Source organism: Pseudomonas sp. NPDC096917, from assembly GCF_044762555.1.
Taxonomy (GTDB): Bacteria; Pseudomonadota; Gammaproteobacteria; order Pseudomonadales; family Pseudomonadaceae; genus Aquipseudomonas.
Window position 1 is genome coordinate 1 of the sequence record NZ_JBIWEO010000002.1, and the last position, 11,671, is coordinate 11,671.

Consider the following 11,671-nt stretch of genomic DNA (forward strand, 5'->3'; position numbering starts at 1 on the left):
GATTCAGTTGTTAAAGAGCGGTTGGTTAGCTTTCGCTGAACCGAGGCGCGCATTCTACAGCAGCCTCTGTTACTGTCAAGCGGTTATTTAAGAAGTTTTCAAAGTTTCATTTGGAAATCTTTAACAACTTCAACCACTTGCGCTTTCGATCTCTCGTTAGCGGGAGGCGAATTCTACAGCGTTACACGCTGCTGTCAACACCTCATTTCCTGCTTCGATGACTTGAAGCTCGCACCGTCGAAAACCAATCCAACTCATTGATACACAAGGAGTTTTCCGTTTCGACTGCGCCGGAAGTGAGCGCATTATAGGCTAATAAAATGCGCCGTCCAGCACTTATTTCAGGTTTATTCCGGCTTTAGCGTAATACGCGCAAAAGCCTTCTTGCCAGCCTGGCAGACATGAGTCGAACCTAATGCATATATATAGGTGCGATCAACCACCTCACCATCGATACGCACACCACCAGAGCCCAGCAAATCCCTAGCAACTGCAGAGTTCTTAACGAGGCCTGCTTTATTAAGGACAGCAGCAATCGGCATATCCTCTGCAGCAGTCAGCTCGACTTCCGGCAGATCATCTGGCAGCTCACCATCCTTCATCCGATTCCCCGCACCACGGTGAGCATTTGCAGCCGCCTCCTCACCATGGAACCGGGCAACAATCTCTTCGGCCAGTTTGATTTTGATATCGCGCGGGTTAGCCCCCGCCTCAACCTCAGCCTTGAACGCACTGATCTCGTCCATCGAACGAAAACTCAGCAACTCAAAATAACGCCACATCAAGGCATCAGGAATGGATACCAGCTTGCTGTACATCACGCCAGGCGCTTCTTGAATACCGACATAGTTGCCCAAAGACTTGGACATCTTCTTAACACCGTCCAACCCTTCAAGCAGCGGCATCGTAACGATGCACTGAGCTTCCTGACCGTAACCGCGCTGCAGCTCACGCCCCATCAACAGATTGAACTTCTGATCCGTACCACCCAATTCAACATCAGCTTTCAATGCAACCGAGTCATACCCCTGCACTAACGGGTAAAGAAACTCATGAATGGCGATTGGCTGGTTCGTGGTATAGCGCTTATCGAAGTCATCGCGCTCAAGCATACGAGCAACCGTGTACTGAGACGTCAGGCGAATAAAGTCTGCCGGCCCCATTTGATCCATCCAGGTGGAGTTGAACGCCACCTCGGTCTTTGCAGGATCAAGAATTTTGAAGACTTGAGTTTTATAAGTCTCGGCATTCTCGAGGACCTGCTCACGCGTCAAAGGAGGACGCGTAGCACTTTTGCCACTTGGATCACCAATCATCCCGGTGAAATCCCCAATAAGGAAGATCACCTGATGGCCCAGCTCCTGGAACTGGCGCAGCTTATTAATAAGCACAGTGTGACCCAAGTGCAGGTCAGGTGCCGTCGGATCGAAGCCCGCCTTAATACGCAACGGCTGACCGCGTTTGAGTTTCTCGACCAATTCAGACTCGACCAGTACCTCTTCGGCACCACGCTTGATTAGCGCTAGCTGCTCTTCAACCGACTTCATATCAGACCCGTAAGGCTCAAATTCAAAGGGAACCAACCATACAAGATCAGCGACTAATTACAAGTTCTCCCCGGCATACGGCGACTATCCGTCCGGGAAAGACTTGCAGACTTGCTTCAAGGGTGATTTGGTTATATTTTATACAGTTATTTCATCTTTACCGTGTCAGTCATCTTTTCCAATTCATCCTTTATTCAAAGTCAAATTATCTATGACCAGTCAACCGCCTAAAGCGCCACCGCTTTATCCGAAGACCCACCTGCTCGCAGCAAGTGGTATCGCCGCCCTTTTAAGCCTGGCTCTGCTGGTTTTCCCTTCGAGCGAAGTAGAAGCAAAAAGAACGACCCTAATCCTCGAGCCGGAATCCCCAGCAGAGCAACTCACACAAGACCCAGGTACCGCCGAGCTCGTTCAAGCTGCAAATGAAGCCAATCCATCCCCTTTTGCCCAAATAGAACAGCAAGACGAAACGCCTGTCGCGACGGTTAAAACCGAAGAGCCAAAAGCCCCTAATCATCGCGAAGTCGTAGTCGCCAAAGGCGATACGCTCTCTACTTTATTCGAAAAAGTCGGACTGCCTGCCGCGTCCGTCCATGACATTTTGGCCAGCGACAAACAAGCCAAACAATTCAGCCAACTCAAACATGGCCAAAAGCTAGAGTTTGAGATGAACGCCGATGGCCAATTGAACAACTTGCACAGCCAAGTGAGTGATCTTGAAACCATTACCCTTAGCAAAACTGCCAAGGGATACACGTTTCGACGCGTAACAGCGCAGCCGACTGTGCGCGCAGCCTATGTACATGGTGTCATCACCAGCTCATTGTCTGCTTCCGGTCAGCGTGCAGGCCTGCCACATAGCATGACCATGGATATGGCCAAGGTCTTTGGCTACGACATCGACTTCGCTCAGGACATTCACCCTGGCGACCAATTCGAAGTCATCTACGAGCAGAAAGTAATCAACGGCAAGACTGTCGGTACCGGCAACATTCTCTCTGCCCGCTTCACCAACCGCGGCAAAACCTACACCGCTGTGCGTTACACCAATAAGCAAGGCACGAGCAATTACTACACCGCTGAAGGCAACAGCATGCGCAAAGCCTTCATCCGTACTCCGGTTGATTTTGCCCGCATCAGCTCGCGCTTCTCCTCCGGTCGCAAACACCCCATTCTGAACAAGATTCGCGCCCACAAAGGCGTCGATTACGCTGCACCTCGTGGCACTCCAATCAAGGCCACCGGCGATGGCAAAGTGCTGCTTGCTGGTCGTCGTGGAGGCTACGGCAACACTGTGATCATTCAGCACGGAAATACTTACCGCACCTTGTATGGCCACATGCAAGGCTTCGCCAAAGACATCAAAACCGGCGGGGCTGTGAAACAGGGACAGGTCATCGGCTACATCGGCACCACCGGCCTGTCCACAGGGCCGCACTTGCACTACGAGTTCCAGGTCAATGGCGTGCACGTTGATCCACTGGGCCAAAAGCTTCCAATGGCTGATCCCATCGCAAAAGCCGAACGCACACGCTTCCTGCAGCAAAGCCAGCCATTAATGGCCCGCATGAATCAGGAAAAGGCCACGCTTCTGGCCTCGAGCAAGCGCTAAGCCATGGCCCTCTATATAGGTGTGATGTCCGGAACCAGCCTTGACGGTCTGGACATTGCGCTTATCGAACTGGGGGCGAGCATTACACTGCTCGCCACCCATTACACGCCCATGCCGCAAGCACTGCGTACTGAACTGCTGCGGTTGTGCAGCAGCGGTCCAGACGAAGTGGCCCGTTGCGCTCTCGCGGAAAACCATTGGGTGGAGCTCGCCGCACAAGGCATCAACACCCTACTCGCCCAGCAGAACCTAGCTCCAAATGCCATCCGCGCCATTGGCAGCCATGGCCAGACGATACGGCACGAGCCCGCACAAGGCTTCACTGTGCAGATCGGCAATCCAGCCTTACTCGCCGAGCTAACCAACATCTGTGTCATCAGTGATTTCCGCCGCCGCGATGTAGCAGCCGGAGGCCAGGGCGCGCCGCTGGTTCCAGCCTTCCATGAAGCATTATTTACCGGGGAGGCCGGGCATAGAGCTGTATTGAACGTAGGGGGCTTCAGCAATTTGAGCTTGATAACACCGGCTCACCCAGTGGCGGGATTCGACTGCGGCCCAGGAAACGTTCTACTTGATGCCTGGATACAGGCTCAACGCAGCGAATTGTATGACCGAAATGGCCAGTGGGCCGCAAGCGGCAAGGTAGAACCCCTCCTGCTCAACACATTGCTCAGCGATCCCTTCTTTCAAACAAAGGGTCCAAAAAGTACAGGGCGCGAGGTATTCAACCTTCAGTGGCTGATGAATCATCTTGACGCTCTTCCAGCCTTCGCTGCTGAAGACGTTCAAGCCACTCTCCTGGAACTGACAGCACAGACTATCGTGCGATCATTGCAAGCCGCTCAACCCAGCACCCGAGAACTACTTGTATGCGGCGGCGGCGCCCATAACGGCCAATTGATGACTCGTTTGGCTCAACTGCTTGGACAAACACAGGTGAGCAGCACCCAAGCCAAAGGCGTTGATCCTGACTGGGTCGAAGCAATGGCCTTTGCGTGGCTTGCACATTGCTGCCTTGAAAACATCCCTGCCAATCGCCCAAGCGTGACTGGTGCACGTGGCCTGCGCGTCCTGGGTGCCATCTACCCCGCTTAAGCAGCAGACAGCAAAACGCCGCGAATCGACGCGGCGTTGAGTGTGTCACCTGTACTGCGCGATTAAATCGAAAACGATGATCCGCAACCACACGTCGTGGTCGCATTCGGGTTCTTGATGACAAAGCGCGAGCCTTCCAGACCCTCCTGATAATCCACCTCAGCACCCGCCAGGTACTGGAAGCTCATCGGATCAACCACCAAGCTAACGCCTTCGCGCTCAACAAGGGTGTCGTCATCGGCCACTTCTTCATCAAAGGTAAAGCCATACTGAAAACCGGAACAACCGCCGCCCGTAACAAATACGCGCAACTTCAAACGATCATTACCCTCTTCATCGACCAGGCTCTTCACCTTGTGCGCAGCACCTTCGGTGAATTGCAAAGCCATGGGGGTGAAGGATTCGACGCTCATGCTGACTATCTCCCGGCGCTATGCCGCCATAATGCGTGATGAAGCGCATTATCCGCTTCTCCTAGAAAAGCGGTCAACTATTTGAAGGCTGCAGCAAGCAATCAGCTACCAACGGCAAGTGAGCGACTCGCTACTTACCGCTAGCCATTCAAGACCTGCAACTGCTTTAAGGCAGCATCCCCGCGTGGGACAGCCCAAAACGCTCATCCAGGCCGAATAGAATATTCATATTCTGAACCGCCTGCCCCGAAGCCCCTTTGACCAAGTTATCGATAACCGACAGCACCACCACCAGATCGCCATCTTGAGGACGATGCACTGCGATACGGCACACGTTGGCGCCGCGCACACTACGGGTTTCCGGATGACTGCCGGCTGGCATCACATCCACAAAAGGCTCATTGGCATAACGCTTTTCAAATAACGCCTGAAGATCGACCGAACGATCTACCACGGTTGCGTACAGCGTGGAGTGAATACCACGAATCATCGGGGTCAAATGGGGAACGAAAGTCAGACCCACATCCTTACCCGCAGCACGGCGCAACCCCTGGCGGATTTCAGGCAAATGCCGATGCCCTTTTACTGCATAAGCCTTCATGCTTTCTGACGTTTCGGCATACAGCGAACCGACGCTTGCACCGCGACCAGCGCCGCTAACGCCAGACTTGCAGTCCGCGATCAACAACGAGGTGTCGGCCAGACCCGCTTCCAACAACGGCAAAAAGCCCAGTTGAGTTGCCGTTGGGTAGCAACCCGGCACAGCAATCAGACGAGCGTTTTTGATCTGTTCGCGATTAACTTCAGGCAAACCATAAACCGCTTCCTTCAACAATTCAGGTGCACCGTGTGGCTGACCGTACCACTTGGCCCACTCATCCGCGTCCTGCAAACGGAAGTCAGCAGACAGGTCGATAACCTTGGTACCAGCGGCCAGCAATTCACCCGCCAGCGCGTGGGCTACACCGTGAGGCGTAGCAAAAAACACGACATCGCACGCAGCCAGTGTTTGAGTATCCGGAACGCTGAACGCCAGGCCGTCATAATGACCTCGCAGGTTGGGATACATATCAGCAACAGGCAGGCCCGCTTCGGATCGAGAAGTGATAACAACCACTTCAGCTTGCGGATGCTGTGCCAGCAAACGCAGTAATTCGACACCGGTGTAACCCGTGCCGCCGACAATACCGACCTTGACCATAACCTGCCCTCAACGAACCCACTGGAAAGCCCTCGATAATAGGGACAGCGCGCCCCTGCGACAACCATCAAGGTGACTCAAGAACGCTCTACAACTACTATTTGATCTACCGTGTACCTGGGAATAACTAAAAATGCTTTATCTATGGATCAAAGCCTTACACATCATCAGCATCGTCTGTTGGTTTGCTGGCCTGTTTTACCTGCCTCGTCTCTTTGTTTATCACGCACAAAGCGAAGATTCCGTCAGTAAAGAACGATTCAGCCTCATGGAGCGCAAGCTATATCGGGGCATCATGGGCCCCGCAATGATCGCCACACTCATTTTTGGCGTCTGGCTGCTCTACCTTGCTCCAGGCTTCCTCAGCCAAGGGTGGATGCACGCCAAACTGACGCTGGTATTTCTGCTCATCGGTTACCACCACATGTGCGGCGCGCAGGTGAAACGCTTCGCCCGTGGCGAGAACAAACGCAGCCACGTGTTCTATCGCTGGTTCAACGAAGTGCCTGTTTTGTTCTTACTGGCCATCGTCATTCTGGTGGTGGTCAAACCGATCTAAATTCAACTTATGCCTGAGGTTATCCAATGTCACTGCCCGCTCTGCTTGATAAACGCTTGCGCCTGCCGGTAGTCGCCGCGCCCATGTTTTTGATTTCCAACCCTCAGCTGGTACTGGCGTGCTGCCGCAATGGCGTTGTCGGTAGTTTTCCTGCGCTCAACCAACGCGACAGCAACGGTTTCAAGGCCTGGCTTGAAGAAATCGAAGCGGGCCTGGCCACATTGGATAACCCCGCCCCGTATGCCGTGAACCTGATTGTGCACAACAGCAACCCACGGCTACAGGCTGACCTGGCGATCTGCATCGAGCACAAAGTCCCCATCGTGATCACCAGCCTTGGCGCCGTTAAAGAAATCGTTGACGCCGTCCATGGCTATGGCGGACTTGTATTCCACGACGTCACCACGCGCCGCCATGCTGAAAAAGCCGCAGAAGCGGGTGTAGATGGACTGATTGCCGTCGCAGCAGGTGCCGGAGGCCATGCGGGCACCTGGAGTCCTTTTGCGCTGGTAGCAGAGATTCGCCAGTTCTTCGACAAAACCATCTTGCTGGCGGGCTGTTTAAACCATGGAAACGAAATCCTGGCGGCCCAGGTGATCGGTGCTGACCTTGCCTACTTGGGGACACGCTTTATCAGCACCCAAGAAAGCCATGCGCCTGACGCCTATAAAGAGATGCTGCTGGCCTCTCATGCTGCCGATATCATTCACACACCAGCCGTATCAGGAGTGCCAGCCAGTTTTATGCGCCAAAGTCTCGAGAATGCCGGTTTTGATCTCACAGCGCTTAAAACACAAGGTGAGATAAAACTGAAACCCCTCGCCGACGAAGCAAAGGCCTGGAAAACAGTCTGGTCTGCCGGCCAAGGTGTAGGGGAAATCAATGATCAGCCCACAATCGACCAATTAATTACTCGCCTGGATGAGGAATACCGCAAAGCGCTGAACCTCACCTCACAACTGGCGCTGCAATGGCCGCACCACTAATACCGCGAAGCCCGCCCATCCGGCGGGCTTTTTATAGACATCCGGACAAGGAAGCCACAATGCCAGAGCCGAGCCTGGAACACGCCCCTCAAGAAGCACATTTCGCCCCTCTGGCCCCCCTAGGATTCACTGGCCGTGTTGGACGCTTGCGATTACTGGTCTGGAACACAGTGCTCACCCTTATCGCGATGTTGGTTTCAGTACTCGTCCTGCTGGCAGTCAAGGTTTCACCCACGCTCGGCATTACCTGTGGCGCGACCCTGAGCATTGCTTATTTACTGATCATTTTAAGAATCAGTGCCCAGCGTCTGCACGACCTCAATTGGTCCGCCTGGATGCTGTTGCTGCATTTGGTACCTGTGGCCAACCTTGTGCTGACCCTCCTGATGCTGTTGATGCCCGGCACACCCGGCCCGAATAAGTACGGGCCACCGCCACCGCCCAACAGTCAATCAGTGACCGTTATGGCCTGGATCATCATCTTTTTGATCGGTCTGAGCATCTGCGTAATGATCGCCCTCTTCGCTTTGGGCCTTATGGCTGCGTTGATCAACGCAGTCAACGGCAACACCCTGTAGACTGCGCACCTAAATAAACGCGTTAGCGCCAGGGACATCATTGTCACCGGACTGTACCGTTGCGATGGAGAACAGCATGACCCGTTACGCTTTGATCACTGGCGCTTCCAGTGGTATTGGCCAGGCTTTGGCAGAAGCCCTTGCCCGTCGTGGGCGCAGCCTGATCCTTGTGGCCCGCCAGCGGGACGCACTGGAAAGCATTGCGCTTGAGCTGACCCAGCGTTTCGGTGTCGAAGTCTTGTTCCGTGCCTGCGACCTGGGCGAACCCCTGCGCCTGTCAGGCTTTTTGTTGGAGCTGGAAGAAGGCGAGCGGCAAATAGACTTACTGGTCAATTGCGCAGGGATCGGCACTTGCGGCCCGTTCCTCGCCCATGACTGGAGCGCCGAACAAGACCTGATCGAGCTCAACATTCTGGCGCTGACGCGGATGTGCCATGCCATCGGCAACATGATGGCCGTGCAAGGCGGCGGACAGATCCTCAACGTCTCATCGATCGCGGCCTACCAGCCCGGCCCGTGGCTCAGCACCTACTTCGCAAGCAAAGCCTACGTGCTGCACTTTTCCGAAGGCCTGCGCGAAGAAGTGAAAAAAACCGGTATCAAGGTCTCGGTGCTCTGCCCCGGTGTCACCCGAACCGGTTTTTTCGATGCCGCAAAAATGAACCCTGATGCCGTCAAGCGCAACAAAAGCGCCCTGAGCCCCGAAGAAGTCGCTCTTTACACCGTGCGAGCGCTCGAAAAAAACAAAGCCATCATCATGCCCGGCTGGCGTAACCGCTGGCTAACCCGCATGCCGCGCGTGCTCTCTCGCTGGATGACACGAAAAATCGCAGCCTCGGTGAACAAATCCTACTGCCCTCGTTAACGAGACTGGGCGTAATCCGTGAGCCTGAGTACACTCAGACCGGACTTCACTCACGGAGACAACGCTTTGGATACTCTGTTCACCAAGATCATCAACCGTGAAATACCGGCCAAGATCATCTACGAAGATGATCTCGTGCTCGCTTTTCATGACATTGCCCCGCAAGCGCCGATCCATTTTTTGGTCATTCCGAAAAAACCGATCCGCACCCTCAATGACCTGACCGAAGAAGACAAGCCGCTGGCTGGGCACATTCTGTTCACGGCGCAGCGCCTAGCCAAAGAGTTGGGCTGCGAAGAGGGTTTCCGCGTGGTGATGAACTGCAATGAAAAGGGTGGCCAAACGGTTTACCACATTCATATGCATGTGCTGGGTCAGCGCCAGATGAACTGGCCTCCGGGCTGATCGACTGCAAAACCATCGTGGGGGGCTGCACCGCCCCCTACGCCTGCGGATGATCCAACGCAAACCCTGCCCACCCGAATGGGGTAAACTGGCCACCGTGATTTTTTCCGGAGGTAAGCATGACTACCCAACGTCACTACTCGCCGATTGACCGTCTACTGTTACAAGCCGATACCGCAATGCGCACCTTGCTGCCCTTCAGCGGCCAGCCACATCGCCCGTCTCCGGCCATCGTTAAAACCGATAAGCCCCTGGACGAGAAAACCGCCCGCCACGTTGCCGGCCTGATGCGTATCAACCATACAGGTGAAGTCTGTGCCCAGGCGCTGTACCAAGGCCAGGCCCTGACCGCCAAGCTGCCGCAAGTACGCGAAGCGATGGAACATGCCGCAGAAGAAGAAATCGACCATCTGGCCTGGTGCGAACAGCGTATTCACCAGCTTGGCAGCCATACCAGCGTACTGAACCCACTGTTTTATGGCATGTCGTTTGGTATTGGCGCCGTGGCTGGTTTGATCAGCGACAAAGTCAGCCTTGGCTTTGTCGCCGCCACGGAAGACCAAGTCTGCAAGCACCTCAACGAACACCTTGAGCAACTGCCTGCCGAAGATGAAAAGTCCCGGGCCATTCTTGAGCAAATGCGCCTCGATGAAGAGCAGCACGCAGAGTCAGCACTCAATGCTGGCGGCTACCGCTTTCCTGCCCCGGTGAAATTTGGCATGAGCCTGATGGCAAAAGTCATGACCAAAAGCACTTATCGCCTCTGACGCCACACTAATAGTGCCTGCCTGAGGGCAATAAAAAGGCGGCAACCTTGCGGGAGCCGCCTTTTTATTGGCTGAAACCTTACCCCATGTTGCGGGCGTAGAAGATTTCGAGCATTTCGTGCTTCACACGCTCGGTCACCTGCTCGCGCTGTTCAACCGACAGATTGCTCGTGGCGTCGCCAAACAGGTAGTTATCCAGTTCGAAGTTCTTGAGCAACATCTTGGTGTGGAACAGGTTTTCTTGATACACGTTCACGTCGGTCATCTGATAACCGTCGCGAGTGTCTTCGGAGAGGTAGTTCTGGATCGAATTGATCTCGTGATCGATAAAGTGCTTTTTGCCTTCTACGTCACGGGTAAAACCACGCACACGATAGTCAACCGTCACGATATCCGAATCAAACTGATGGATCAGATAGTTGAGAGCTTTAAGCGGTGAAATAACGCCGCACGTCGACACGTCAATATCCACACGGAAAGTCGCAATACCGTCCACAGGATGAATCTCCGGATAGGTATGTACCGTGATATGACTTTTGTCGAGATGAGCCAAAATGGTCTCGGGCAGCGGGCCTGGGGACTCTTCAATCTGGCTTTCAGTAGGAATCACCGGCTGCTCGGAAATCAGAATAGTCACGCTGGCGCCTTGGGGATCGTAATCCTGACGGGCGATGTTCAGGATGTTGGCACCAATGATATCAACCACATCTGTGAGGATCTGCGTCAGGCGTTCTGCGTCGTACTCTTGATTGATGTACTCAACGTATGCCTGCTGGTCTTGCGGGGTTTCCGCGTAGCAGATGTCATAGATGTTGAAGCTCAAGGTCTTGGTCAGGTTATTGAACCCGTGGAGCTTGAGTTTGCTTTTCACCGTTATAAAACTCTCTATGTCGATGCGGCTCGGCCGCGTGATCCAGCATGCCCGTCAAGTGCGTGGACGCACCTGCGTAGGACGGTTAACACCTCTTCGCGATGGCGATTTTGGTTATCTGTTCGGATTTTTGGCCGGGATATTCCCTGCCACTACCCTGAAAAAAGTGGCGCATTATGCAGACGTCAGCGACTGATCACCAGAGTCTGCATTGCATTTATGAAAATTGAATGTCCACTCAGCCCAGTTCAATGATTTCGTAGTCATGGCTGATAGCAACACCCGCTGCGCCCAGCATGATCGACGCCGAGCAATACTTCTCGGCCGACAACTCGATGGCACGCTTGACCTGCGCTTCTTTCAAACCGCGGCCTTTCACCACAAAGTGCAGGTGAATTTTAGTAAAAACCTTTGGGTCTTCGGTCGCGCGCTCGGCTTCCAGGAACGCCTCACAGCTTTCAACTGCCTGGCGTGACTTCTTCAGAATGCTGACAACATCAAAGTTGCTGCAACCACCGAGCCCCAGCAGAAGCATCTCCATGGGCCGCACGCCCAGATTGCGACCGCCACTTTCAGGCGGGCCGTCCATTACAACGACGTGGCCGCTACCTGACTCGCCCAAAAACATGGCCTCACCCGCCCATTGAATGCGTGCCTTCATCGCCCAGACTCCACTGTTTTAAAAGGGGCGCCAGCTTAGCACAGGGCCTGAAACTGATGACTCACCGCGCCGAAGCCTTTGTTGGGCAAGGCGAAGGGAAAATTCTGCAAA

General features: G+C 54.1%; 14 protein-coding genes. 9 read left to right on the plus strand and 5 right to left on the minus strand.

Annotation, left to right across the window (positions count from 1 at the left end; genetic code table 11):
• Positions 1–347: 347 nt before the first annotated feature.
• Positions 348–1,547, minus strand: a complete 1,200-nt coding sequence (tyrS, locus tag ACIQYF_RS02170) for a tyrosine--tRNA ligase (RefSeq protein WP_402856217.1) — start codon at positions 1,545–1,547, stop codon at positions 348–350.
• 211 nt (positions 1,548–1,758) lie between these two features.
• On the opposite strand from tyrS, the gene ACIQYF_RS02175 reads away from it, so the two are divergent.
• Positions 1,759–3,159 (plus strand): peptidoglycan DD-metalloendopeptidase family protein, encoded by a 1,401-nt coding sequence (locus ACIQYF_RS02175; protein ID WP_402856220.1) that lies wholly within the window; start codon positions 1,759–1,761, stop codon positions 3,157–3,159.
• 3 nt (positions 3,160–3,162) lie between these two features.
• A complete protein-coding gene (locus ACIQYF_RS02180; RefSeq protein ID WP_402856223.1) occupies positions 3,163–4,254 on the plus strand; it encodes an anhydro-N-acetylmuramic acid kinase in 1,092 nt (363 codons plus the stop codon).
• A gap of 62 nt (positions 4,255–4,316) precedes the next feature.
• Here ACIQYF_RS02180 and erpA read toward each other — a convergent pair whose 3' ends face one another.
• Together erpA and argC are read right to left on the minus strand one after the other, a co-directional pair.
• Positions 4,317–4,667: an iron-sulfur cluster insertion protein ErpA gene (gene erpA, locus ACIQYF_RS02185; RefSeq protein WP_016782396.1), complete on the minus strand. Its 351-nt coding sequence runs from the start codon at positions 4,665–4,667 to the stop codon at positions 4,317–4,319.
• A gap of 166 nt (positions 4,668–4,833) precedes the next feature.
• Complete coding sequence (gene argC / locus ACIQYF_RS02190) at positions 4,834–5,868, minus strand: N-acetyl-gamma-glutamyl-phosphate reductase (protein WP_402856227.1); 1,035 nt, start codon at positions 5,866–5,868, stop codon at positions 4,834–4,836.
• 133 nt (positions 5,869–6,001) lie between these two features.
• Between argC and hemJ the strand changes: the two genes are divergently transcribed.
• The 6 genes from hemJ to coq7 all read left to right on the plus strand — a co-directional run bounded on the left by hemJ (position 6,002) and on the right by coq7 (position 10,028).
• On the plus strand, positions 6,002–6,427 hold the full coding sequence (gene hemJ / locus ACIQYF_RS02195) for a protoporphyrinogen oxidase HemJ (protein ID WP_402856230.1): 426 nt from the start codon (positions 6,002–6,004) through the stop codon (positions 6,425–6,427).
• A gap of 26 nt (positions 6,428–6,453) precedes the next feature.
• Positions 6,454–7,413, plus strand: coding sequence for an NAD(P)H-dependent flavin oxidoreductase (locus ACIQYF_RS02200; protein ID WP_402856233.1), 960 nt, complete (start codon positions 6,454–6,456; stop codon positions 7,411–7,413).
• 59 nt (positions 7,414–7,472) lie between these two features.
• The gene (locus tag ACIQYF_RS02205; RefSeq protein WP_402856236.1) at positions 7,473–7,991 is read left to right on the plus strand and encodes a DUF805 domain-containing protein; all 519 of its coding nucleotides are present in this window, start codon (positions 7,473–7,475) and stop codon (positions 7,989–7,991) included.
• A gap of 76 nt (positions 7,992–8,067) precedes the next feature.
• On the plus strand, positions 8,068–8,856 hold the full coding sequence (locus ACIQYF_RS02210; protein ID WP_402856239.1) for an SDR family NAD(P)-dependent oxidoreductase: 789 nt from the start codon (positions 8,068–8,070) through the stop codon (positions 8,854–8,856).
• A gap of 66 nt (positions 8,857–8,922) precedes the next feature.
• Positions 8,923–9,261 (plus strand): histidine triad nucleotide-binding protein, encoded by a 339-nt coding sequence (locus ACIQYF_RS02215; protein WP_019409877.1) that lies wholly within the window; start codon positions 8,923–8,925, stop codon positions 9,259–9,261.
• Positions 9,262–9,380: 119 nt separating this feature from the next.
• Positions 9,381–10,028 carry a 2-polyprenyl-3-methyl-6-methoxy-1,4-benzoquinone monooxygenase gene (gene coq7 / locus ACIQYF_RS02220; protein WP_402856242.1) on the plus strand — a complete coding sequence of 216 codons (648 nt, stop codon included), beginning with the start codon at positions 9,381–9,383 and terminating at the stop codon, positions 10,026–10,028.
• A gap of 79 nt (positions 10,029–10,107) precedes the next feature.
• Here the strand turns inward: coq7 and speD are convergent, their stop codons facing one another.
• The gene (speD, locus tag ACIQYF_RS02225) at positions 10,108–10,899 is read right to left on the minus strand and encodes an adenosylmethionine decarboxylase (protein ID WP_402856245.1); all 792 of its coding nucleotides are present in this window, start codon (positions 10,897–10,899) and stop codon (positions 10,108–10,110) included.
• On the opposite strand from speD, the gene ACIQYF_RS02230 reads away from it, so the two are divergent.
• Positions 10,889–11,095, plus strand: a complete 207-nt coding sequence (locus tag ACIQYF_RS02230) for a hypothetical protein (RefSeq protein WP_402856248.1) — start codon at positions 10,889–10,891, stop codon at positions 11,093–11,095. The two genes, speD and ACIQYF_RS02230, sit on opposite strands and share 11 nt — an antisense overlap.
• A 42-nt stretch (positions 11,096–11,137) precedes the next feature.
• Here ACIQYF_RS02230 and ACIQYF_RS02235 read toward each other — a convergent pair whose 3' ends face one another.
• On the minus strand, positions 11,138–11,560 hold the full coding sequence (locus tag ACIQYF_RS02235; RefSeq protein WP_003444470.1) for an OsmC family protein: 423 nt from the start codon (positions 11,558–11,560) through the stop codon (positions 11,138–11,140).
• Positions 11,561–11,671 lie beyond the last annotated feature (111 nt).

Bases quoted from the DNA above. Each gene is read 5' to 3' on its own strand.
- tyrS (WP_402856217.1), bottom strand. From the start codon at position 1,547: ATGAAGTCGGTTGAAGAGCAGCTAGCGCTAATCAAGCGTGGTGCCGAA.
- ACIQYF_RS02175 (WP_402856220.1), top strand. From the start codon at position 1,759: ATGACCAGTCAACCGCCTAAAGCGCCACCGCTTTATCCGAAGACCCAC.
- ACIQYF_RS02180 (WP_402856223.1), top strand. From the start codon at position 3,163: ATGGCCCTCTATATAGGTGTGATGTCCGGAACCAGCCTTGACGGTCTG.
- erpA (WP_016782396.1), bottom strand. From the start codon at position 4,667: ATGAGCGTCGAATCCTTCACCCCCATGGCTTTGCAATTCACCGAAGGT.
- argC (WP_402856227.1), bottom strand. From the start codon at position 5,868: ATGGTCAAGGTCGGTATTGTCGGCGGCACGGGTTACACCGGTGTCGAA.
- hemJ (WP_402856230.1), top strand. From the start codon at position 6,002: ATGCTTTATCTATGGATCAAAGCCTTACACATCATCAGCATCGTCTGT.
- ACIQYF_RS02200 (WP_402856233.1), top strand. From the start codon at position 6,454: ATGTCACTGCCCGCTCTGCTTGATAAACGCTTGCGCCTGCCGGTAGTC.
- ACIQYF_RS02205 (WP_402856236.1), top strand. From the start codon at position 7,473: ATGCCAGAGCCGAGCCTGGAACACGCCCCTCAAGAAGCACATTTCGCC.
- ACIQYF_RS02210 (WP_402856239.1), top strand. From the start codon at position 8,068: ATGACCCGTTACGCTTTGATCACTGGCGCTTCCAGTGGTATTGGCCAG.
- coq7 (WP_402856242.1), top strand. From the start codon at position 9,381: ATGACTACCCAACGTCACTACTCGCCGATTGACCGTCTACTGTTACAA.
- ACIQYF_RS02235 (WP_003444470.1), bottom strand. From the start codon at position 11,560: ATGAAGGCACGCATTCAATGGGCGGGTGAGGCCATGTTTTTGGGCGAG.